Origin of the sequence: Clostridium sp. DL-VIII, assembly GCF_000230835.1 — a bacterium.
Taxonomy (GTDB): Bacteria; Bacillota; Clostridia; order Clostridiales; family Clostridiaceae; genus Clostridium.
This window is the reverse complement of sequence record NZ_CM001240.1, coordinates 1,622,157-1,645,961: the sequence shown is the minus strand read 5'-3', so window position 1 is coordinate 1,645,961 and position 23,805 is coordinate 1,622,157. Positions and strand designations below refer to the sequence as shown.

19 protein-coding genes and 1 pseudogene are annotated in these 23,805 nt (G+C 28.6%); 3 read left to right on the top strand and 17 right to left on the bottom strand.

Going from position 1 to position 23,805, the window contains the following annotated elements; translation table 11 throughout:
* Positions 1–68: 68 nt before the first annotated feature.
* The 14 genes and pseudogenes from CDLVIII_RS07565 to CDLVIII_RS07495 all read right to left on the bottom strand — a co-directional run bounded on the left by CDLVIII_RS07565 (position 69) and on the right by CDLVIII_RS07495 (position 20,398).
* On the bottom strand, positions 69–3,164 hold the full coding sequence (locus CDLVIII_RS07565) for an efflux RND transporter permease subunit (RefSeq protein ID WP_009168852.1): 3,096 nt from the start codon (positions 3,162–3,164) through the stop codon (positions 69–71).
* 12 nt (positions 3,165–3,176) lie between these two features.
* A complete protein-coding gene (locus CDLVIII_RS07560; RefSeq protein WP_009168851.1) occupies positions 3,177–4,475 on the bottom strand; it encodes an efflux RND transporter periplasmic adaptor subunit in 1,299 nt (432 codons plus the stop codon).
* Positions 4,476–4,768: 293 nt separating this feature from the next.
* Complete coding sequence (locus CDLVIII_RS07555) at positions 4,769–5,467, bottom strand: response regulator transcription factor (RefSeq protein WP_009168850.1); 699 nt, start codon at positions 5,465–5,467, stop codon at positions 4,769–4,771.
* A gap of 68 nt (positions 5,468–5,535) precedes the next feature.
* Entirely contained in the window at positions 5,536–6,990 is a 1,455-nt protein-coding gene (locus CDLVIII_RS07550; RefSeq protein ID WP_009168849.1) for a HAMP domain-containing sensor histidine kinase, read from the bottom strand.
* Between the two features lie 166 nt (positions 6,991–7,156).
* The gene (locus CDLVIII_RS07545) at positions 7,157–7,444 is read right to left on the bottom strand and encodes a ribosomal protein L7/L12 (protein WP_009168848.1); all 288 of its coding nucleotides are present in this window, start codon (positions 7,442–7,444) and stop codon (positions 7,157–7,159) included.
* Between the two features lie 112 nt (positions 7,445–7,556).
* Positions 7,557–7,736 (bottom strand): hypothetical protein, encoded by a 180-nt coding sequence (locus CDLVIII_RS07540; protein ID WP_009168847.1) that lies wholly within the window; start codon positions 7,734–7,736, stop codon positions 7,557–7,559.
* 578 nt (positions 7,737–8,314) lie between these two features.
* Positions 8,315–9,301: a patatin-like phospholipase family protein gene (locus tag CDLVIII_RS07535; protein WP_009168846.1), complete on the bottom strand. Its 987-nt coding sequence runs from the start codon at positions 9,299–9,301 to the stop codon at positions 8,315–8,317.
* Between the two features lie 1,009 nt (positions 9,302–10,310).
* Positions 10,311–12,017, bottom strand: coding sequence for an RNA-binding domain-containing protein (locus CDLVIII_RS07530; protein ID WP_009168845.1), 1,707 nt, complete (start codon positions 12,015–12,017; stop codon positions 10,311–10,313).
* Between the two features lie 773 nt (positions 12,018–12,790).
* The gene (locus tag CDLVIII_RS07525; RefSeq protein WP_009168844.1) at positions 12,791–13,552 is read right to left on the bottom strand and encodes a hypothetical protein; all 762 of its coding nucleotides are present in this window, start codon (positions 13,550–13,552) and stop codon (positions 12,791–12,793) included.
* Position 13,553: 1 nt separating this feature from the next.
* Positions 13,554–14,000 carry a protein-export chaperone SecB gene (locus tag CDLVIII_RS07520; RefSeq protein WP_009168843.1) on the bottom strand — a complete coding sequence of 149 codons (447 nt, stop codon included), beginning with the start codon at positions 13,998–14,000 and terminating at the stop codon, positions 13,554–13,556.
* Positions 13,997–14,698, bottom strand: coding sequence for a hypothetical protein (locus CDLVIII_RS07515; RefSeq protein WP_009168842.1), 702 nt, complete (start codon positions 14,696–14,698; stop codon positions 13,997–13,999). Before CDLVIII_RS07515 ends, CDLVIII_RS07520 begins: the two co-directional genes overlap by 4 nt.
* A gap of 266 nt (positions 14,699–14,964) precedes the next feature.
* Positions 14,965–16,266 carry a hypothetical protein gene (locus CDLVIII_RS07505; protein ID WP_009168841.1) on the bottom strand — a complete coding sequence of 434 codons (1,302 nt, stop codon included), beginning with the start codon at positions 16,264–16,266 and terminating at the stop codon, positions 14,965–14,967.
* Positions 16,217–19,360 carry an AAA domain-containing protein gene (locus CDLVIII_RS07500; protein WP_009168840.1) on the bottom strand — a complete coding sequence of 1,048 codons (3,144 nt, stop codon included), beginning with the start codon at positions 19,358–19,360 and terminating at the stop codon, positions 16,217–16,219. Before CDLVIII_RS07500 ends, CDLVIII_RS07505 begins: the two co-directional genes overlap by 50 nt.
* Positions 19,361–19,502: 142 nt before the next feature.
* Positions 19,503–20,398 (bottom strand): annotated as a pseudogene (locus CDLVIII_RS07495) (N-acetylmuramoyl-L-alanine amidase).
* A gap of 266 nt (positions 20,399–20,664) precedes the next feature.
* On the opposite strand from CDLVIII_RS07495, the gene CDLVIII_RS07490 reads away from it, so the two are divergent.
* Positions 20,665–21,237, top strand: coding sequence for a sigma-70 family RNA polymerase sigma factor (locus CDLVIII_RS07490; protein WP_009168838.1), 573 nt, complete (start codon positions 20,665–20,667; stop codon positions 21,235–21,237).
* 123 nt (positions 21,238–21,360) lie between these two features.
* Here the strand turns inward: CDLVIII_RS07490 and CDLVIII_RS07485 are convergent, their stop codons facing one another.
* The 3 genes from CDLVIII_RS07485 to CDLVIII_RS07475 form a co-directional block, all read right to left on the bottom strand.
* The gene (locus CDLVIII_RS07485) at positions 21,361–21,738 is read right to left on the bottom strand and encodes a hypothetical protein (protein ID WP_009168837.1); all 378 of its coding nucleotides are present in this window, start codon (positions 21,736–21,738) and stop codon (positions 21,361–21,363) included.
* A complete protein-coding gene (locus CDLVIII_RS07480) occupies positions 21,735–21,986 on the bottom strand; it encodes a hypothetical protein (protein ID WP_009168836.1) in 252 nt (83 codons plus the stop codon). Before CDLVIII_RS07480 ends, CDLVIII_RS07485 begins: the two co-directional genes overlap by 4 nt.
* 184 nt (positions 21,987–22,170) lie before the next feature.
* Positions 22,171–22,413: a hypothetical protein gene (locus tag CDLVIII_RS07475; protein WP_009168835.1), complete on the bottom strand. Its 243-nt coding sequence runs from the start codon at positions 22,411–22,413 to the stop codon at positions 22,171–22,173.
* 306 nt (positions 22,414–22,719) lie between these two features.
* Between CDLVIII_RS07475 and CDLVIII_RS07470 the strand changes: the two genes are divergently transcribed.
* Entirely contained in the window at positions 22,720–23,208 is a 489-nt protein-coding gene (locus CDLVIII_RS07470) for a hypothetical protein (protein WP_009168834.1), read from the top strand.
* Positions 23,209–23,312: 104 nt separating this feature from the next.
* Positions 23,313–23,510, top strand: coding sequence for a YvrJ family protein (locus CDLVIII_RS07465; protein ID WP_009168833.1), 198 nt, complete (start codon positions 23,313–23,315; stop codon positions 23,508–23,510).
* The last annotated feature ends 295 nt before the right edge of the window (positions 23,511–23,805 follow it).

Here is a 23,805-nt window from a genome sequence, read left to right as displayed (position 1 = left end):
ATTTTTATCTTAAGCAAAAAAAAGACTATCTAAAATCTTAGATAATCTTTTCTCTACTCCGTATCTATTTATAAACTTAAATTTTCATCCCTGCTTTCTTCATCTTCTGAGAACTTTTTGTTATGAATTTTTTTATTAAACATATTCTGTACATCATTAAAGACTGTATACATAATTGGTACTACAAATAAAGTTAAAATTGTAGAAGTAACCAATCCTCCAATTACTGCCTCTGCCATTGGGGCACGCATTTCAGATCCCATACCATTAGATACAGCTAAAGGAATCATACCAAATATCATAGCCAAGGTTGTCATAACGATTGGACGTAACCTTATTAATCCAGCATGTTTTATAGCCTCTTCTCTTTCCATGCCCTCCTCAATTTTTTGTTTTGCAGCATCTATAAGAAGTATTCCATTCTTGGCAACTAAGCCCATAAGCATTATTATACCAATTATAGACATTAAACTTAACTGAGTTTTGCAAATAAATAAACCTAAAACAGCTCCAATAATTGCAAGTGGCAAAGCAAACAATATTGATATAGGATCAACAAAGCTTTCAAATTGTGCCGCCATAACTAGGTATAAGAATAAAGCTGCCATAGCCATTGCTTGTTCTAAACTGCCAAGACTGCTAGTCATAGAACCAGCTGTTCCTCCTAAAGATACTGAAATGTCTTCTGGCTTATCCATTTGAGTTTGAATCTTTTTCATAAATGAATTCATAAAGGTACCTGAAGCTGCTCCTGAAATATTACAAGAAATCTGCAATTCTGCCTGCCTGTCATACCTCGTTAATTGTGCTGAAGCTGTTGAAAAAACTTGTTTAGTCACTTCTGATAAAGGAATCATCTTATTATTTGTGCCAGAAACATAAATTTGCTTAAGACTATCAAGGCTTGAACGTTGATCATTTTGTAAGTACAACACTACATCATCCATATTTTTTCCATCATCGTACTTAGTTACAGTTGTTCCATTAAATAAAGTCTTTAAGGTACTTGCAACATCTGAGCTGCTAACTCCTAAATCTGCTGCTTTATCACGATCTACTGTTAACTCTATTTCTGGAAGACCTGATTTATCATTAGTACTTATTTCTCTTACTCCTGACTCTTTAGCCAGTTCTTCTTTTACCTTTTCACCAAAAGCTTGAACTTCTTCTCTATTTTCGCCAATAAGTTCAAAAGTTGCATCTTTAGAGGTTCTTCCACCACTTGCCATTGAAGCAGCTGCTACTGATACCTGAGTTCCAGGAATTCCTTGTAACTGTCTACTAAGATTTCCTGCAAAGGTTCTTGAATTTTCCTTACGGCTGTTTTTATCTACTAATTCTATTTTGACTGTTGAACTACTTTTTGATACTGTAGTATACAGTCCTTGTACTTCTGGATTCTTGTTAATAATAGCTTCAATCTGTTTAACTTTTTCTGATGCATTATCCAAGGTTATTCCAGAATCAAAACTTGTACTTACAGTTACCTGATTATTATCCGTTGAAGGCATCATAGTAAAGCCAAGTGCCGAGATAAGTGTAGTACTAGCTACAAACATAGCTATTGCAATAACTATGATTATTAATCTATTGTGAAGCGAAATAACCAAAAGCTTTGAATATCCATGAGCTAAAGAATCAAATTTCTTATTAAATCCCTTAAAGAATTTACCAAGAATATTTTCTTTCTTCTTCTTTTTTATTCTGAGCATTTTAGATGACATCATGGGTACAAGTGTAAAGGACACAAGTAGTGAAACTGCCATACTAAAAACAACTGTAAGCCCAAATTGGAAAAAGTATCTTCCAATTGTTCCCGTTACCATTGATACTGGTAAGAATACCGAGATAACAGCTGAAGTTGTTGCTATTACGGCAAATCCAATTTCCGAGGTAGCATCTCTAGCTGCCTCCCTTGGAGATTTACCCATATGCAGATGCCGTACAATATTTTCTATAACAACTATAGCATCATCAATTAAAAGTCCTACTGCTACTGATAATGCCATTAACGTCATTGTATTTAGTGAAAAAGCCTGAACTTTCATACAAATAAAAGTAGTTATAATTGATATTGAAAGTGAAATTGCACTTATAAGGGTACTCTCCCACTCATTTAAGAATAAGAATACAATTATAACTGCTAATATACATCCATCTCGCATGGTTTCTAAAACACTATCTATTGTACTTTGTATTGATATTGAATCATCGCTAACAACGTCAACATGCACACCTTTAGGCAAAGTGGATTTAAGTTTGTTTAAAGTCTTTTTAACATCATCCGCCAATTGAACAGTGTTAGAACCAGATTGCTTCACTATATCAATACCAATTGCTGGTTTTCCATCATAATAAGCGTAACTGCTTCTATCTGCAACTCCATCCTCAACATCTGCAATATCTTTTACTCTGATTTCTGTACCATTTCTATTAGCTATTAAAATATTTTTAAAATCATCAACTTTTGTTATCTTACTGCTTATTTTAAGAGAGATCTCATTATCCTTATCACTAATTTTTCCAGTTGACTGATCAACATTATCTTTTTTAATTGCGTTTGTCACATCAGTTGTTGTGAGACCATATTGTAATAACTTATTATTATCTAATTTTATATGAATTTCTCTTGTATCCTCACCAGATATATTTACTGCTCCTATACCAGATACTGTATACAACTTCTTTTCAATTGTATCAACGACATCTGATAATTGCTTATTATCATCTAAACCATAAACAGCAACTGATAAAATTGATGATGCCGATGAGTCAAATTTAGAAATAATAGGTGTATCTATATCGCTTGGCAATCCTCTTAAACTTGAAACCTTATCTCTAACTTCTTGTGCTGCAACTTCTGGATCTTTATCCAGGTCAAATTGTATCATGGTCCTGGAGCTTCCTTCAGTTATGTTGGAGGTTATGTGACTGACTCCTGAAATTTCTCCAACTGCATCTTCTACTGATTTTGTTATATTAGTTTCCATATCTTCCGGAGATGCTCCGGTCTCTGTGATTGAAACTGAAACCGTAGCATTTTCTGCTTCTGGCATATCATTAACTACTAATCTTTCATAACATGTCATACCTACAATAGCCATGACTAACATAATAACTGTTATAAATACTGGCCTTTTAATACTAACATTTGCTACCTTCATCTATTGTCCCTCCTACTTAGAAGCTGTGTCATCGGCACCACCATCTTGTTTAGCAGATGTATCATCTGTTGTATCACTATCTTGTTTAACCACTGCATCTACTTCATTTCCATCTTGTAGTGTACTTGTATTTGAAGTGATTATTTGATCACCGTCGTTTATACCAGATGTTATCTCTACATTATTATCATCAGTTTCTCCAATAGTTACCTTTGTTTTCTTAGCTGTTCCATTATCATTTATAAATACTGAATAATCTCCTTCATTTCCAACCAATGCATTTACTGGTACAGTAATTACATCAGTAGTTTGTTCACTAACTAAGGTTACTTTTCCATAAATACCTGGTAATAAAGATTTATCACTATTATCTATTTTAACTTTAACATTGAAAACTCTTGAAGTTGTATCTGCTGCAGCATCCATAGTCTGTATTGTTCCATTATATGTTTGATCGCTTCCATCAACTGTAACTGTAGCTGCTTGTCCTATTTTCACACTACTTATTTTTTCTTGTGGTACCTGAATTGTTGCATATACAGATGATATATCATTAACAGTTGCAAGGGCTGTACCCGTTGCTGCCATTTGTCCAACATTCATATTTTTACCACTTATTGCACCACTTATTGGTGCCTTAATTACTGTATTAGCTAAATCGCTTTGATACTTTTCTAGCGTTACCTGCTGTGCTTGTATATTGGCTTTCGCTGTTTCAATATTTGCTTGCGCTGTCTGAATACTTGCATTTCCAGAATCATAATCAGCTTTAGCAGAATTTAAAGTTTTTTCTGCTGTTTCAAGATCTGTCTGTGATATAGCTTTGTTATCAAAAAGAGTTTTTTGTCTGTCATAATTACTCTGAGCATCATCTACATTAATTTTCAATTTTTCTAGAGCTACTTGTGCTGAATTTAATGACTGTTCTGATGCCTGTTCCTGTTTTTCATTTACAGCTATTGAAGCTTGCGCGGTTTTTATATTATTTTGTGTATCCTGGTCATCTAAAGTTGCTATAGTATCACCTGCATTTACATATTGTCCATCTTCAACTGATACTGAAACAATCTTTGCTGCAAGCTTACTTGTTACTGTTCCTTGCTGATAAGCTTCTAAAGTAGCTTTATATGTATCTCCCGCATTTTTTTCTGTTGTCTTAGCAGTCTGAACTTCTACTGAAGTTTTACTTACTGTAACTTGAGTCGTCTTGCCTTTTGAACTTGCTGATAGCTTAGTTCTAGCCACCACTACCCCACCTACTACAACTGCAATTATTACAGCATATATAACTATTTTTTTTACATTTTTCATTGCCATCCTCCCATTTGTAACATCAACTGTTAATTTACTTTTCTTATCAAATTAATATTTTATTAAATAAAGAAACATATATTATTGCTTGGATATCTATGAATATTTTTACATACATATATAAATAATTTCTAAACTTTAATTATATTTTAAACAAAATATAATTAGAGGAATAATAAATAAAGTTCGTATATTTTAACTAAAAAACTATAGCTAAAACGTACGAACTTCGTTAAATTGTTAAGAAAATTTCTAGATAGACTACAATAATAGATTGAATAAATATTGATTATTTATGCTTTAAATCTATAACCTGCCCCCCATACAGTTTCTACAAATTTAGGATTACTACTGTCTTCTTCAATTTTATCTCTTATTCTATTGATATGTACTGTAACTGTTGCAACATCTGCAAAAGAATCCATCCCCCAAATCCTATCTAGTAATACTGTTTTGGAAAATACAATATTAGGATTAGTAGCTAAGAATAAAAGAAGCTCAAATTCTTTATTAGCAAATTTAACTTCTATATCATTGATATACACCCTTCGTTCTTTGATAAATATCTTTAGCCTTCCAAAATTCATAGCCCCCTGTCCTAGTTTCTTCTTTTTTTCAATTGATGTTAATCTATCATATCTAGAAATATGCGCATTCACTCTAGCAACAAGTTCACTAGGATCAAAAGGCTTGACAATATAATCATCAGCTCCAAGTCCCAGACCTCTAATTTTATCTACTGAATCCTTTTTAGCTGTAATCATGAGTATTGGTATCTCTTTATTGTTTCTTATCTCCGTGCATAGTTGAAATCCATCTTTACTTGGCAGCATTAAATCAAGTAGTATTAAATCAAATTCCTTATTCAAGGCAAGTTCTAATCCTATATCTCCATTACCTGCAATTTCAGTTTCAAATCCGTTAGCCTCAAGATAATCCCTTTCTAACTCTGCAATGAGTTTATCATCTTCTACAATCAATATCCTTCGCATTTTCTCTTCTCCCATTATAACTAATATATTTAGTTTTAATACATTATACAATATTTTAGTAACATAAGTTAGTTTCGCTTAAAGATTGGTAAAGTTATGATAATAGCAAGTCCATTCATATTTCTAGCAGTAATTGTGCCTTTATGTGCCTTTACTATATATTCACATATTGAAAGGCCAAGTCCGCTGCCTTCACTAGAATTAGCTCTTGATGGATCTTCTCTGTAAAAACTATTAAATAACCGCGGAAGATTTTCTTCTAAAACTCCTGGTCCATCGTCCTTAATTTTTAAAACAATGCTATCTTCTTTTTCATCTATTGTAATGTCGACACTTCCATATTCTTCAACCTTATATTTTGCACTATTTTCAAGTACATTCATAAGAACCCTGCGGATTTCTTCAAAATCCATATTAATTATAATGTCATCATGGCAGGTGCTTTTATACGATAAATTAATTCCACTTCCTTTAAACTCCACCGCTGCATTTTTGAAGAAATCGTAAAAGAATTTATTACAATTTATATTTTCAAAGTTAAATGGAAACTTTCCTGTATCTAATTTTGAAAAGAAGAATAACTTATCAACTAACATATCCATATCACAGGCTTTATTATATAAAACTTCATAATATCGCCAACGCTTTTCATCTGTATTTGCAATTCCATCCTTTAATCCTTTTGAATATCCTTTAATTGTTGTTAATGGTGTCCTTAAATCGTGAGATATTCCTGCAACCAGTTCTTTTCTATTTTGCTCATATTTTAACTGCATATCAATTGATTCCTGAAGCCTGATTCTCATTTTATTAAAATCAGCACATACCTTTGCAAATTCGTCTGTACCTTCATAATTCATTTTAAAATCAAGATTACCTTCTTCTATCTGTCCTGCCCCATAACTCAATAACTCTAACGGCTTTATCAGACTTTTAGCTACACGTGATGATAATATACCATTAATCATCATTATTATAAACAAAGCTACTATTAATACAATTCCCATATAACTAGCTAAAAAAGTTCTCGCTTCTGCTCTCATACGCTGCCTGCTTGTCAAATTATTATTTGACTTAACAGCTATAATACTAATAGAATCTCCATCATTAACAAAAGCATATTTAACTAAACTAACCGAATTAACTTCAAGCACTATTGAATCCGCCGATGTTAGAACATCCTTTTCGATGTTAGACATAGCATTTTTATCCTCATCAGTTATATTGGAAAATACTACATCTCCATTACTAGTCAGCAATAAATTATAACCTTCACTATTTAAATCTTGTTCTGCTTTATTATATTCTTCAAGCTTTACATGATTTGTCTTTATATCTTTACCATATGTATACACAATCTTTTGTATATCAGAAATCCCGCTATCCTGTTCAAAAACTTTTATTTTCCTACCATATAGCTCTGTAAATCCCTCTAGTACACCAGCTGCAATTACTACTATTAATATTGCTGGAACCACTAGCATAATAAGATTTGATATTGCAAGGCGTTTTTTTATCATCATATTATAGTTTGTCCTCCTAATTTTTCTGTCAATCAAGAAATTGAATAATCATATGATTTTTTAAATTAGCTTTATAATCATTTCAATCTTAATAACTAGTTTATACCACTTTTTATAATAATTTCTTCACAACAACTTACCATTATGCATCACTATACATATTCTATTATAAAATATTATTCATTCTATGCGAATCAAAGGAATCAACGTATTCTTTCGATTCCTTTAATCCAAATCCAGTAACAAATCTATATCTTTTTATTGCTTCAATTTTTTTACCTTCTAGAATAAGACTTTTTATTTCATCGTCTATTGTATCAAACGCTCCAACTTGTTTTGCAATTTTATTCAAATTTGCATTTATACGTGATATATAACTTCGCATCTTAATAATACTACCTAATATCCACATTAATATTCCTGTTCCTGCAAGCACTGCAACTATATAATTCATTACTTTTCCCTTTCTAATCTCCTCTTAATTTACTATCGACAAATACTTTTAAAAAAACTACCGCAAATTCACTTCCGAATAATGAGCTATTTAGTAAAGTGATTTATGTATATTACTCACTTCTTTTTTTTTCTAGTTCATCTAAAATTGTATCCAGTTTTTCATTCATTTGTTTATTCCTTTTTATAAAACTTTTAAATGCTTTTATCCCTTTATATATTCCTATTATTATTAAAATTATTAACCCAAAGTTAATCCAATTCACAATTAGCGTCATATAATTAATCTGCATAAACTTTCTCCTACCCATATCTATAATTTTTTATAATCATATAATTTTTAACTATTCCCTATTGTCTATACATATTATTATATTATAACTGTATTTATTTACAAGTTCTTCATATTCTTATATGAATATCATTATGTAACAAGTTAGAATCTTAAAAGGTAGTCAAAGGAGCAAGTGTGTGTTTTATGTGCTATAGATAGAGCGGAAAATGCTTTTACTGAACTTTTGTGTAAAAGAAGAATGAAACATACTGATTTAGAACCGTGAATTTCCCTTTTGTTGCTTCAATATACCATAAATCATCTAGACCTATAAATAAAAAAGAATGATCTACTAGGGTGTCATAGACCATTCTAAATACTGGTTAATATTTATTTGATAGGGGATAAATAATGTTTTAACTATTTTATATTTATATATTACAAGAGATTTGTGACAGTAATATGGCAGAAGTGAAATACTTTATGTTCCACTAGGATATGGCATTTCAAATATATTCCACTTCATTAAATTTATATAACCAATTCTATTCTAGGAATGTATAAACTCAACAATCAATAACTGAAGTAAACCTATGATTAGTCCCAAAACTTAGCAATACGCTTTGCATCTTCGTAACCTTGTTCTCGACCGCAAGCTGCAATTACAGGTCGTATTCTAGGATCAACTGGGTTTCCACCAAGTTGTTGTAATTCTTCATAAATTTTTTTGTCAGGTTTAACTAATTCAACTTCAGAACCAGATTTCTGTAAACTTTGAATTTGGTCTTCAAGCTTAAACGGGGTTTGTACTGGAAGCCCCACCGATAAAATAAGAACTTTGCTAGCTCCTTCAGCTATATCAGCGTTCTCCATTGAATGAACTCCACCATCTAAATACTTACGAGAGCAGATAGTAGTTGGCGGCCATACTCCTGGGAGAGAAGAACTTGCAGATGCAGCTTTAATTAATTCAATGCTAGAGTTAGATCCCCAAACAACTCTTTGAGATGTGACAAGATCAACCGCCACGATACGCAAAGCCTCCGCCCATTGACAGTCACCTATCGTATTTCTAATACGCGATAATTGTTCACTCTCAGCCATGGTGTTTGATTCAATGGCCAACTTTCCCATCCTATCAATCCATTCTTTTGGTGTCTTAGAGGAAGTAGCTATTTCATCATACTTTTCAAACAGTGAACCCAGATTTCCCGAAGGACTCTCTTTCTGCGATTGATATTTTAGATTTATTAATTTTTCCCAAATATCATTCCAAGAAATTCTTGATGCGATCACGGCTCCAACTTGGGATCCAGCTGAGGTGCCTACAATCAAATCAGCAAAACGTGTATCAATTCCACCATCAGCAAGACCTGTTAAGTAGCCTGTTTCCCAGCCAATTCCCATGCTTCCACCGCCTCCACCTTGAAAAGTTATAATTGGTACTCCAGCTTTACAAATATCTTCAATATCTCTATAAATTGTACGTATTGATACTTCGAATTTTTCAGCCAAATATTTAGCTTTTATTTTCTCATTATTTAAGAGAATTGTTATTATTTCAAGTAAGCGATCAACTTTCAATTATAAACAACTCCTCTACATTGAAACGATATCAATTGTGCTAATTTCATTTAAAACTTTGTATAAAGTTGGCTTATTTATACCAATATTGTCTCCAAAATAAAAAAAATAGCCAGTGGAAAAATAGTGGAAGTTTTTCACTCCCTGCTCTCCAAAGTAGCTATTTTACATATGCGAGATAAGCCATAAGCCGAGTTCTGTATTGGAAATATCTTGTACCAAATCATATTTTATTGTATTTTATGATACTTTGAAACCTTGATGTTTAGGTACTTGTGAGTGCTTTTTATATTTTTCCATAACTTCCCATACCCTATTGTATTTTTTCTCTTAAGGGAAAATTGAGGGAAGTGTTTTACACATAATTTCAAGGTAATATACTAAGCATTATCAATTTTTCCCTTAAAAGATGAAGATTTTAAGGGAAAACTTTTTTTACATATAATTCGAGAACGATATACTAAACATTCTTGATTTTTTCCCTTAAATGAGAAACTTTAAGGGAAACTTCATTATATGATCATAAGTTAATTATTATTTTTGTGCCCAAACTCTTAACTCTTCTATAATTAGTTTTAAAAATTGCCAAATAAATTACTTATATAAGGGAAAGTTTAAGTTACATTATTAATTTCAAAAGTACTGATATTCAGCTGCTTTTAAGCATTATTATAATTTCTCTTAACTTGTCACATTTTTTCCCTTAAGGGAAGATTTATTGGAAGAATTACTTCCATATAGTTCTGAGTAAATCTATTTGGCATTCTTTAAATACTAAAATCTTTAAAGCTTAGATAAATGATTAAAAAAACATTGTCCCCCTTATGTTGAATAATAACTCCAACATAAGGGGAACTAATTGTTTATATTAATTTATAAATTAATATATTTTATTATAGCCAATAAATCACCCATTTTAATATTTATTCTCGTCGGCTCTCGTCGGCTTTATTCATATCACGTCGTCGGCTCGTCGGTAATCGTCGTACTTTTATTAACGATATAACTGTTAGTTCAACAAGTATCTTGTGCTACTGCTTGCTCCTTCTTTTCTTATCTTTCCCTTTTTAATTAAATTATTAAATAAAGCAACATTCTTATCTTTCCCAAAACCTAAATGATCTCTACCCTGTTGATTATTTATAGATCCATTTTTTTTGATATAATCTATAATCTTAATCTCGTCTTCATTTAAACTTCTTTCATCAACCATTTTTGATGCAGAATCATAACTATAATCATTATTTAAATAATATACTTTTCCTCTTCCATAACCATCTACTATTAATGTTTCTTTTTCAACTAAATCATGTAATATTCCAGTTATATCATATGAATGCTTATCCATCATTAATTGAATACGAGCATTATTGACACTACCTTCTAAATATGCTGTTGCAAGTATTAATACTTCATCTTTATTAAATGAATTAAACGCTTTTCCAAATATACTTTTTAATGATTCTAAGCATTCTTCCGGTAACATAGATATCATCCACAATTTCAAAGAAACTTGATTTAAATTAGTTTCCTCTTTTAATTCAGGTGTTCTCCAACTTTGTTCATTCCATGCTGCTAAAATTTTAGGGAATCCAGATCCTGCTCCTTCACCTAATCCTATTAAAGAAAACATCTTTTGAATTCTAGGATTTCTACTTTTAGAATTTCCACCTTTAAATATACTTTCTAAATCTATCTTTAAACTTCCTGGATTAGTAAATTCCAAACTATCCTTAGTTTTTATAATCTTTAAAGTTCCCTGTATATTAAAATCAGCATGAATTATTTGATTTACAAATGCTTCCCTTATTGCTTGATGTACTAAAGTATCATCCTTACGTTCAAGATTTTCTAATCTAAATGGTACTTTAACATTACTTGTCAGCTTATTAATTACTGTAAAATAAAAATTATAAATATTATTTTCCCAGGTTCCATCTATAGTAAACCTGTCTGACCATCTTTGATCAGAGCTTACATCAATTTCTTCCCTAAAATCAAAATTTATCTTTGCAAACAAATCTCTAATATAAAGACCTTTTCCAAACATAAGCATTCCTGCTACTGTCACACCTTTTATTTTTCTTCTTCTGTCTTCCTTTATTCCACCAAGCATTTCAATGAATTCTTCAGTATCAAGTGCATTCCAAGGATGATCTGGATTTCTAGAGCTAAACCTATTTCTATATTTCTTTATTGTATCTTCATCTAAATCCTTTACTGTGTAATCTTCAAGTATTACACCATCATTGCCTTCTTCTGATGCATCTCTTATCATAGCGTTAACTTCTTCTTCAGTAGATTTATAATCACCTTCAGCATTACGCTTATAAGTTCCTTTGTATGGATTTTCATTTAGATATATTGGTCGTTCTTTATAATTAGCTCTAGGCACATTTATAATTAAAACATCCATTCCTTCAATAGTTAATTTTTCTACATCGTCATCCTTCAATAAATTTCGGTTAACTTTGTTTCCATTTATAGTATTCCAAAAATCCTGTATTCTTTTATCAATATTCTTAATACCTTGAACTTCGAATGTACCCTTTGCTTTATTCTCTTTTATTCCTAAAATTATTATTCCTCCATTTGTATTCGCCATGGCAGAATAACTTTCCCATAATGAATTAGGAATTTTATTTTCTCCCTCTTTACATTCTACATCAACAGTTTCACCAATTTTCAATATCTCCAATAATTCTATATCAGTCATCTTAGTGCTCACCTTCTTCATATTCAAATGAAAAATTCATATTTTAATCCAATCACTTTGCTTTTCCATTTTATTGTAATTTACTTATTTTATTATATCAATATATTTTAACTTTGTAATTAAATTATATACTAAACTGCTGTTATCTAAAAGTTTGATATAATTTTTAGATTTCATGAAAACAGACTAGATTTTTTTATTAAAATATCCAACTCCAAGCATTGCAAAACACACCTTATGTTGTATACTAGTTTCAACGTGAGGCGTGTGTTGAATGGTTTTATTAAATTATAATTTAGAATATTTTATCGTATCCATTTATCATTGGAAATAAATCAAACCTTAGATTAAAAATATTCTATATCTACATATTGTATTTTAAAATAATATATCATATCTTGCTAACGGTCGGAAGATGGGTGGAACTTTTTGTTCTTCCGACCATTTCTTAAGTTAAGTAGTATCAATGCTTAATATGTTAGTTTATAATTATTAATTAGTTTTATTTTGTTCCAGCTTATAGTTTAATTAAATAGCTTGTACCTATTGAATATCTACAAATCATTGAACACTTTGTAATGGACCATCAATTGCTACTTGTTTATCCGTAAATATACTCATTATTCCTGAGTATATGCTTATGGTCTTAAACGATTCTTTAATTTGGAAAGACTTCTCAAAATAATATGTAAATCAAGTTCTGTATAAACTTTTTCTTTAATATAATAATAAAAAATATTATAACTTACTTTATTTAAAAAACAATTTCGTATTTATGATTTTGAAATTATCCTTTTAATTTCTTCTCTTCCTAAAAGTTCTAATCCTATATAATCTATGTTTTCAAGCCTTTTTACTTTCATTAAATTCTGCTTCAGTCTAGCTTTTATTTCCATTGTCATGCATCCAACCAAAATACTTTTACTTATTTGCTCTTTTAATAAAATAGAATTTAATAAATTTAGGTATTCTATAACTATTCCATCAAAATTGCCTGGACCAACTTTTGCCTCATAAAATTCACTATTATCTAAGTTATATCCTGCTATATCTACTGTTTTCTTTGATTTATTTACTTTTAAGTTCTTATAATGAATTTCTTTCTTTCTTATCTTTATTTCACAGCCATTATTAAATATGCTTCTTTTCAATCTAGTATCTTTATATTTTTCCGAATATAATTTTTCTAATATAACTTCAAATAATCTTCCTCGCAAATCTGATATTTGATCATCATCTTCTGAATCTTCAAAAGCATTTTTTATAGAATCGATAAACGATTCTATATTATCTATTTTGAATGTTTTATTAACAGAATGAACTTGTTCAACCCACGATTCAAAATTTTTCTCATAATCTGCCTTACTTTTATTAGCTAAAATAAATTGGCATAATAAGTCAAACGTATTTTCATTATTACCAATGAACTTTTCTATAGAATATGCTCTCGATCTAATCTTTTTCATATAATCGTCATCAATATCTTTTCTATTTAAAGACATTATCCCTAATGAGACTTCCTTTAATGAAGGCATTTTAATTCTCCTCCATTTCATCCTTTTTGCTTATTTCTCCTATTATTTCATTTATATTTACTGCTGGTAATATTACAGGTGGTAATCCCATCTTTATTATAGTATTATTTATAGTTTCCCTTGCATACGCCCATAGCATTGGTATACTCTGCACTTCTAAATAGAATCTTAAATTTCTTTCATCTATATTTGTAGATGATTCACAATATCCTTTATATATAACTTCTATATTAAAAAGTTCATTTTCTTTCTCACTAGCCCCTATCTCTACCCTTAAGTAACATACACCTTTATTAGTACCAGTCACCTTTGCACCATTATTAATATTTATATTAATAGGTGACTTTTTTTCGATTCCTTCGTTTTTCTCATTGTAAGTAGATTTTAATGATACCATCTGTATCTTTTTTAATTGAATATCATGAAAATATTTCTTATCTAATCTCATATACATACCTCCGTTTTATAAAACAAAGCCTGCGTATGACACGCAGGCTTTGTTAGATTTATATAATCACTTTCCAGTTCTATCTCTTCACTAATTAACTCCCAATAATCAAAAGAAATATGCTGCTTATCTGAATCATCATTCCAAATTATATCATTAACTGTAACATTTTCAAATATATATTTATTTACTTTGTTAAATACTTCAGTAGCACATTCTGTTAAAAAAGTTACTTTTGTAATAATATCACTATTTGAAGAATTATCCATCAAATAATTGTAATACTTCATTATATTATACATATCTTCATTTGTATAAGAGTTAACTTCTAATTTCTTAAGAAAACTTACTATTTCTATAACGCCTTCATCTATGAACCACTCCAAAAATATAGATAAATCTATATCTTCAATCGTATCAACATAGCTTCTAATTTCATAGATATTTTCATATTTTGAAAATGAGAAATCATAATCTGATTCATTAATACATTTCTCCAAATAATAAATATAATTATATACATAATTATAAGATATTATTTTAGCAATATCCCTTATTTCACTAGAGCTTTCATATTGGGTAATATTATTATTATCAAAAAAATCACTTTTCTCTCTAATTTTTATAGATGTTTTAGAGCATGAATCTGTAAGCCAACTATATAGATTTACAAAGATACTATAATCATTAATATACATACATTCATCTCCATTTCTAATATATATTTTCTAACATAGTATTCCCCTTTAATACTTTTTGTACCTAATTTAATATATATAATTATATATATTTTATATAATTTTTTCAAGCTATATATAATTACATTCTGTATTTTTAACACTATTAATATAAAATATACTAAATAAATCATTATACTATTCTATTTATTGATTATTTTTTAATGTTTAATACATATTAAACATTATCTTATATATTTTGAAATTGAATTTTATGATTAATTAGTTTAGTTATGACTTACATTAATTAAATAACTTATAGGTTTTGTCACATATTTTTCCCCTATTACTCTGACATCATAATATTCCGTTCTTATTTCATATTCATTTCCAAATCGTATTATGTTATCCTTGAATTCTGTTCCTTCCAACTTTATTTCCATATCTTTTATTTCCGGAAATTTTTTCTTAGAACTTTTTAAAATCTTATCCAAATTTTTTTCTTCATTAAAATAAATATTTACTTTAATTTTCTTCTTTACTGCTTTACATAAAGAAATCATGTATTCATCATCAAACAATATTTTACTTAAATTACTTACATACAAATTTATCTCTTTAACATTTTGACTTAGTTCTTCCATCATTAATCTTAATTCATTATCTATAAGAGCTCTATCGTTTTTATATATTTTGTGAAACTCATCTTCTATAGACTTTTGTTTCTCTAAATCAGATTTATTATAACCTTTTATAAGAGCTCTAATATCATCATTTTTGTAATTAGTTTTTTCTTCTAATTCATAATCAGAAATTACTTTATAATTATTTCTATTCCTAAAAATATATTTGAATTTGTTCTGATTTATTACTTGATTTAAAACTTCATTCTGAATATCATCTATTCCATTATTAGGTGAACAAATTTCTATTTCATCACCTATCTTACTTTTATATATATTAGATTTTAAATTAAGGTATTGAACCTTATTTTCCTCTATATCTTCAATTTTAAATAGAGTGGCCTTTGATAATTTATTTGCTCCGTATGTTTTTTGTTGCATATCAAAAATCTCATTTATTTTTTCAAAATTCTTATTAATATAATCAATATCAATTTTAATTCTGCCGTTTAATACATTTTCTTTATTTATATACTTATCAACTTGATTATCGTACTTATCTATATATATTTCTTCAGTTATTAAATTTATAAATACAGGCGCTATATTCTCATTTTCAAGTTTAATTTGCCTTAACTCTTTTAATACATTTCTTCCTTTAGATAATAAAATGCAATTTCCTGCAGTTACTGCAATAAAATCTTTAACATGTAGTCTTCCAAGAATCTCTTCAATAATATCATTGTTTAATCCCAATACTTCAGCTAGTTCACTAACAGTTGTTACTTCATTATCTAAAAGTTTCATTACCATTTCTTCTGCCAGCTGTAATCCGGTCTCTTTTCTCTTTATAACTTTTATAACACATCTCAATATTGGAACACTTATATTAATTGTAGTTATATAATTATATTCTTTATTTTCTTCCGGAACTATTCTTACTAAATTCTCTAAATAATTTTGCATAAGTTTTCTCCTTTGAACAATCTATGATTAAACATTCACTGGGGTTTTCTCTAATATATGAAACTATCTCTGGAAATTTATTTTCTTCTTCTCTCCATCTACTGTACATATCTATATCTCCAACTATTATAAGAAGTACTTTTGCTCTAGAAAAAGCCACATTTATTCTTTCAGCTTCTTTTTGAAATCCAATTCTATAATCTTCATCACTACTTCTAACTGGTGAATAAATTATAATATCATCTTCTCTTCCTTGAAATGCATCTACAGTATTTACATCTATTTGATTACTTAAATTATAATTTTTTATTTTCCTTCTTATTAAATCTTTTTGTGCTGAATATCCTGTAATTATGCCTACATTTATATTTTCTTCTAAAATTATTTCAGTATGTCTTTTGATAAATTCCTTTATTATTTCTGCTTCGCAAACATTATAAAATGATTTCCCAGATGTCTTTTTATGTTTTCTTATTTTTCCCATGTTTGATGTATTATACCAAACAATTGAATATCCTTCTAATTCATTTATTTTATGTTGCTTATCTTTGGCAGAAACTCCTGCTGCCACGCCTCCATCATAAAAAGTTTTACTGATTAAATCACCTATATTAGGATGCATTCTATATTGTCTCTTTAGCATCTCTTTATGCGTATCTGGGAGTATACCATATAAGTTTGTAAAAAGGCTTGTCCTTAATTCTTTAATAGTTTTATTATCAGTCCAATCAAATTTACTACTTTCAATATATGGTGGTAATTGCTTGTGATCCCCAACTAATAATATTTTTTTTGCTTTTATTATTGAAACTAGTAACTCTGGTGTTGTAGCTTTCGCAGCTTCATCAATAATAACATAATCAAATAACATTTCCTTTATAATTGGATTTGCAATAAAACCAATACAAGTCCCTGCGACTATTTCAGCATTACTTATAATTTGATATTCTATATCATCTGATGAACTTAATCTTTCTATCCATTCTTTTTGTATATTTAATATATTTTTTAATCTTGAATTCTCTTCTAATTCCAAATTTATTTCTGATAACTTTTCAGAGTAATCTCTACAATTATTCTCTATATTATTAATAAAATTTTTCTTCAATATATCAACTGTAAATTTACTACTAATTTCTTCAGAAATATTTTTTTCATCCCCAACTCTAAAAATTTTTAAATTGAAGTCTTTCTTTATTAATCCTTCTAAAATGTTATCTACTGCTGGATGAGATTGAGAAACAACTAAAATTTTAGGCCTTTCATTAGAATCAACATTCTCATTCAATATCTGATATATAACTTCATTAATTACTGTTGTTTTACCTGTTCCTGGAGGACCTTGAATTAATGCTATGTTTTCTGATGCCATAAATTTATAAATTGAACTTTTTTGATACTCATTCATTAATTCACTTTTAAAATTAACATTTTTCAATTCACTAATTCTTCTTGGTTCTTTTATATCTAAAATTATATCTTTTAAGTTTTTACATTCATAATTGTCTTCTTGTAAAACATTAATTGCTGCTAATTGTCTTTGATAAGAAATAATTTTATATAAATAATCTTCCTGTATTAATAACTTCAAATTAAGTAGATTCTTAATTTTAGTTATTGATTCTTTTTTATTGATATTGATATTGATATATGTTTTTCCTTTACTATATTCACAAGAATCATATGTACCTATTCGTGTTATAAGTTCCTTCTCTCCTACAGATTGCTGTATAAGAAGTTGTGTATTTTCTTTTATATCATCTACACTTTTATTAGAAAATTCATTAATCTCTAAAGTCAATTTATTTCCATCAATTTTAAACCGACTATATGAAAATCTAATTCCACTAACTTTTTCATGTTCGATACTATCAATTAAATAGCTTCTCCAGGTTTTAAAATAATCATAAAATAAATTATTCTTTCTAGCATTAGAATTATATTCTTCTCTATAATTATCTAATAATATATCTAATTTATCATTACAATTATCTGTTCTTGAACTTGAATCAAAAAATAATTTTCCAATTACATCTGATGCCCTTTTCTTAAATCTAATTTTTTCATCATCTAATAATGTATTTAATTCAAATATATAGAATATATTTTTTTCGTATATACATTTTATTATATATTTTTCCCCTATAAATTCATATTGATCATTATTATTAATTAATCCAAAAGTAGTTTTGAAATCATTTGGCAAAATTGATTTAGTGAATTCATTAAAATTCATTGATCTCTTAATTATTAATTTTCGTTTTGACAATTCAAACAATTCAGTATCAATATTAAAATAATACTTATTTACTACGCTATCTACTTTTTTTATTATCTCTTCTATAGAGTTTTTTAACTTTTCTAAATTACTTTCCCTCTCCTCAGGAATTTCTTTAATCATACTTACTAATAATTCTTTAAAGTCGCCTCTTAATCCAAGTATATTTATTTTGTCCTCAAAATGCTGTGGTTGAGGTGGTTTATTTCCTGTAAATAAATAATATATAACTGCTCCTATTGAGTATATATCACTTAATTCTGACGACTCTCCTCTTAATGCTACTTCCGGGGCACAATAATCTTTTGACTTAAAATCCTTAACTGTACCTTCATCAATACATGATTTAATTTTACTTATTCCAAAATCAATAATCTTTACATTAGTTCCATCAACCATTACATTACTTGGTTTAATATCTCTATGAATGATACTATTGTTATGTGCATTTAAAACAGCTTCAATTATTCCTATACTAATTTTATACTTCTCAATATCATCTAAATTCTCTATTTCAATTTTATCTAAGCTTTCTCCATTTACTAATTCTAATAATAAGATACCATATTTTTTATTATCTTTTTTATTAGTACCAACCTCATTGTGATATAATGTAACTATGTTTTTATATTTATTAAGTTTCTTTAACGCATTTATTTCTCTAGTAAATATGGTGTTCTTTAATGAATCATCCAGTGGACCTATTAATTTTACAGCATAGTGTTCTTCCCCATCTTTTTCTTTTACCTCAAATATTTTCGAATTATTATGTTTATTGTCATAAATGGTACCAACCTTTTTATAATTTTCAAGCATAACCCTTTCACTTCTTTCTCTACCAGTATATATATATTATATCATCGTCTCATCTAATCATTAAAGACATTTATTAAATTAACCCAATTTCAGAAATTTATTCCAAAGCAATTCTAAAATTATAGACTACTTTGAAATATAACTATTTAATCCAAACGCCTTCTTCATTAACACTATATCCATCAGGAGTAACGCAATCACAATACATCTTTCCACTTTCATCAAAAGCATAGCAACCACTATATATCCACTTCCACAAAGGCTTTTCTTTACTTCCCCTAACCATCTTACAATTTTCATCTAAGTAATACCAAGCATTATTCTTTTCATCATGATACCAGCGATTCTGAAAAGCATATCCTCTATCATCAAAGATATACCATTCCCCCTCAATCTCTTGCCAGCCATTTTGAGAAGTATAATAGTATTTATTTTCTATATCCGTGCAATACCACCATCCCACATCATCTTTGTTCCATCCCGCCTTCCATTCACCATCACTAGAATTACCAGAGCTAACTAGTCCATTAACAATAGCTTTTGCAATAATATCTGGATCATATTTGTCTGCATCATCACTATCAGCAAACAAACATTCAACCAAAATTGCAGGCATAACAGTTTTATTAAGAACAATTAAGTTTCTTATTTTTACTCCTCTATTAGGTAAATTCAGAGTACTCGATAATTCATTGCAGACTTTCGTAGCATATTGATTAGCTACTTCTGATTTTCCAAATACTAATACTTCAGGGCCACTACCTCCCCCTGCATTAATATGAATCTCAACATAAAGTTCTATATCTTCTGTCTTTGCTATTTCATTAGCTTGATTTGCTCTTTCATAACAATCTTCACAGTTATAGCTATTGCTCTATCAATTCTAAGCAAATTGACTCCATAACCTTTCTGCTGCAAATACTCTGCAACTAAAGCTCCAATTTCTCTTGTACAATTACTCTCATCAAGTTTATTAATAACTCCACATCCAACATTACCACTTGCAGTATGACCTACTGCTATTATAAAATTACTCATTTTTTACACCATCCTCTCCACAATTTCTAATTTTTTACTTTTCATATAAGTTATACACTTATGAAAAAAGCAGCTATGCTGCAACCAAGAACTTCAATATCAAAAACATAAGTAACAACATAAATCTAATCATTTTTATACTCCTATATAAGTTATATGTAACCTAGCCATATATACTATATATAGAGGTAAATTTAAAACGAAACACAATATATGTAAAATAATTACTTTAATTCATAACTCTTATATTGAAGATGGAGGTTTATATGGATTTTGATTATGTTGAAACTTTAGTTAACAGATGTAAAAATAATGATGAAGAAGCAAAAGAAAAATTAGCTTATGAGTTTAGGCCTTTAATTTATAATATTTCTAAAAGAACTTTCATTGATGGATATAACCCACATGATATTATTCAGGAATGTTATCATTCACTTTTCAAATCTGTTTCCAGGTACGATTTAGAAAAGCATAGATTTGTTGCCTATGCTACTAATGCCATTAAAAATAATATGAATGATTTAATAAAAAGAACTAAAACCAGAAGATCTACCGAAGGTAGTGATGCATTAAGCTTACATGATGATGTTGAAAATGATTTTCCCGAGCCTGAAATCTCAACTGAAACTTCATTATGTGAGATGTGTGACTATGAAGATTTAAAATTAGCTCTTAAAAATTTAAATGAAGAGGAAGTTGAACTTATAGATTTTGTATTCTACAAAAATTACACTGTAAAAGAATATGCTTATTTTAAAAACATGTGTTACTCTACTGCTATTCAAAAAAAGAAAAACATCTTAATGAAAATCCTCAATAATATTTCATTGTATTATTAAACATAAAAATCTAACAGCTCCAAGATTATCCTTGGAGCTATAGTTATTACAATATTAATCAATTTAATTAAAAATATGGTTCCAGCGTCCTGTACATTTATTAATTGTATATTATTTTGACATTTAACACTCCGAAAACTCTAGGCACATATTTTTGATGCTAATATCAGCATTAAGTGCTTTCAATAAATCTAATCCAACTAGTAAATCAATGTCAATCCCATAATCCATTTCACCAACACATAAAAGAACATCATGTAAAGCATAGCCATTATTAATGCTTATATTTTTAAAAGGCTTCATTAAAACAGATTCATAACCACCAACTCCATGCACATTAATAAGCTCTTCATTACCATCAAAATGAATATAGTCGCTATTTATTAAGGTAGTAGCTGAACCAGTATCTATCAATACATTTTCAAAATGCAAAGACCTATTATCAATAGCCAAGTCCAAGGAACAAAATAGTAATTTATGTTCGTACCTTAAATTTATCATCTCATTAATCCGATCCTTTCGATTTTAAATTCAAGATTTTCTTTCCGTGTATCACCAATGTTTAATTTACGTGATTTATCCTGTTTATGAAGATTACAATAATACTTATAAGCTGTGTTTAAATCTGAAAATACTTCTACTATTGCTAAATCTTCAACAATTAATTTATTGTCTTCCTCATATTGTTTTAAGCCATCAAATACAACCCACTTATTAGGATAAGTCTTTCTTACTTCATTCCATAGCATATCTTAAAGCCTCCTTTTTTGATATCATTTTTCAACTTATTTTTTTATCACACGCATTTAACTTAACACATTATCTATACTGTAATTATAACCTATATTTAAAATTCTTAAAACCACTCAAATTCCCTTGTTCACAGATTCTTATTTATTATAATTTCTTAGTTTTAGAGATTATAAATATGCTTTATTCAAAACTAAAATTGTTCACAACCGCTGTAGTTTTCTCCACATAATCATCAACAACTTGATCTATTCCATCACAAATATTTTTTAAGTTGCACCCTTCGCATTTATTGATTATACCTTCTTCTAGCAAGGAACAATTCATTTCATCACCCAATGTAGAATTTCTAATTGCAAGTGCAATCTGCTTTTTATCAAAGCATTCTCCTTCTTCTGATCCAATCTTAATTTCATCTCTAATCATTTTACAACACACTCCATTAATTTATTTACAGCTTAAGAAAATTTATTAGCTGCTATTATGGATATATGTTTTATGCTTTGATGTAACATTAAATTAATGAATATTATTATAGCTTTGCCCTCTCAGCCATCATTTTAGGCGCATATTCTGAAGAATATTTATGGTAATATGGTTCAGAATATTTATTCTTGTATGGTAATATTCTCAAGAATATTTATTGTACGGAACATTTATGGTGAACCATATTAGAATACGCTTAATTTAGCCATATATCATAAGTAAGAATATTAATAAAGGAGACTACTTATGGCAAGAAGGAAGCAAGATAAACTACCTAAAAATGATTTTGCAGTAGAAGAAGACCTAGACATCTGTGGCTTTACATCTGAACCTATTGCAACTGGAGATTGTATTTCATCATTTTCATTTGATGATGATTCTATAAATGAAAATAAAACTAATGTTACGATTCATAATGAAAATATAAATAATACTAGTACATCTTCTAATTGCATTATAGATTTTAATTTTTCCTCTACCACTAGTCCCAATGCATCAAATCAAAATAATATCTTAGATGATAATAGAAAAGCTCCTGTAGTAAATGGTATGGCTCCTCCTATTAATGGAGAGTACTTAGATATAAAAAGAACCTATATGCTTAGAGTCTCTACAGTTAGAAAAATTAATGAGCTTAAAAGTATTCGTCCCGACTTAAACACTTATGTCAGTACTATAGTTGACTTAGCTATAGCTCACTATTATGAACATATAATTAATGGTGGCAGTCAATAATAAGTACCTTTTGTAATTCTCATTTATAATACTAATAATATTTTAATTGGTTTATGAAACAATATACTTTTGCTCATATATCCCTTATGGGAGGTGATGAATTTATGGAAGTCAATGAATTAGTTAATTTAATAGTTAATAATGGTTTTCCTGTTGCTGTATCAGCTTATTTGCTCATTCGCTTGGAAAAACAAATTGTTAGCTTATCAAATTCAATTAATAAATTAAATACCATAATATCAGCAAAGCTTGGAGTAGCTCTAGATGTAGATTCTAGTGATGATCCTCATAAAGTAGCTTGAATAAATGCGATAAACATTTTATCTTAAGTGTTTATCACCTTTAAATTTATTGATATTATGGGTTCTACCGGACAATAAACCCTAAAAATAAGCAGTTCAATTTAAAGTAACTCATCCGTTACTGCACAAGTTAAGAATTATGTAGTAACGTAAGTAATATATATGCTAAGATTTTAAGTTTGTTTTCACTTACGTATTATTTTTATTTAAGTATGTTGCTAATTATAGATATCACTATACTATAAGCAATCAATATTTTAGTAAGATTTTTAGAAACTAGTTTTATATCTTTTAA

What these genes read in the sequence shown, in the direction of transcription:
- CDLVIII_RS07565 (WP_009168852.1), bottom strand. Translation starts at nt 3,164, where the DNA reads ATGAAGGTAGCAAATGTTAGTATTAAAAGGCCAGTATTTATAACAGTT.
- CDLVIII_RS07560 (WP_009168851.1), bottom strand. Translation starts at nt 4,475, where the DNA reads ATGAAAAATGTAAAAAAAATAGTTATATATGCTGTAATAATTGCAGTT.
- CDLVIII_RS07555 (WP_009168850.1), bottom strand. Translation starts at nt 5,467, where the DNA reads ATGCGAAGGATATTGATTGTAGAAGATGATAAACTCATTGCAGAGTTA.
- CDLVIII_RS07550 (WP_009168849.1), bottom strand. Translation starts at nt 6,990, where the DNA reads ATGATGATAAAAAAACGCCTTGCAATATCAAATCTTATTATGCTAGTG.
- CDLVIII_RS07545 (WP_009168848.1), bottom strand. Translation starts at nt 7,444, where the DNA reads ATGAATTATATAGTTGCAGTGCTTGCAGGAACAGGAATATTAATGTGG.
- CDLVIII_RS07540 (WP_009168847.1), bottom strand. Translation starts at nt 7,736, where the DNA reads ATGCAGATTAATTATATGACGCTAATTGTGAATTGGATTAACTTTGGG.
- CDLVIII_RS07530 (WP_009168845.1), bottom strand. Translation starts at nt 12,017, where the DNA reads ATGACTGATATAGAATTATTGGAGATATTGAAAATTGGTGAAACTGTT.
- CDLVIII_RS07525 (WP_009168844.1), bottom strand. Translation starts at nt 13,552, where the DNA reads ATGCCTTCATTAAAGGAAGTCTCATTAGGGATAATGTCTTTAAATAGA.
- CDLVIII_RS07520 (WP_009168843.1), bottom strand. Translation starts at nt 14,000, where the DNA reads ATGAGATTAGATAAGAAATATTTTCATGATATTCAATTAAAAAAGATA.
- CDLVIII_RS07515 (WP_009168842.1), bottom strand. Translation starts at nt 14,698, where the DNA reads ATGTATATTAATGATTATAGTATCTTTGTAAATCTATATAGTTGGCTT.
- CDLVIII_RS07505 (WP_009168841.1), bottom strand. Translation starts at nt 16,266, where the DNA reads ATGCAAAATTATTTAGAGAATTTAGTAAGAATAGTTCCGGAAGAAAAT.
- CDLVIII_RS07500 (WP_009168840.1), bottom strand. Translation starts at nt 19,360, where the DNA reads ATGCTTGAAAATTATAAAAAGGTTGGTACCATTTATGACAATAAACAT.
- CDLVIII_RS07490 (WP_009168838.1), top strand. Translation starts at nt 20,665, where the DNA reads ATGGATTTTGATTATGTTGAAACTTTAGTTAACAGATGTAAAAATAAT.
- CDLVIII_RS07485 (WP_009168837.1), bottom strand. Translation starts at nt 21,738, where the DNA reads ATGATAAATTTAAGGTACGAACATAAATTACTATTTTGTTCCTTGGAC.
- CDLVIII_RS07480 (WP_009168836.1), bottom strand. Translation starts at nt 21,986, where the DNA reads ATGCTATGGAATGAAGTAAGAAAGACTTATCCTAATAAGTGGGTTGTA.
- CDLVIII_RS07475 (WP_009168835.1), bottom strand. Translation starts at nt 22,413, where the DNA reads ATGATTAGAGATGAAATTAAGATTGGATCAGAAGAAGGAGAATGCTTT.
- CDLVIII_RS07470 (WP_009168834.1), top strand. Translation starts at nt 22,720, where the DNA reads ATGGCAAGAAGGAAGCAAGATAAACTACCTAAAAATGATTTTGCAGTA.
- CDLVIII_RS07465 (WP_009168833.1), top strand. Translation starts at nt 23,313, where the DNA reads ATGGAAGTCAATGAATTAGTTAATTTAATAGTTAATAATGGTTTTCCT.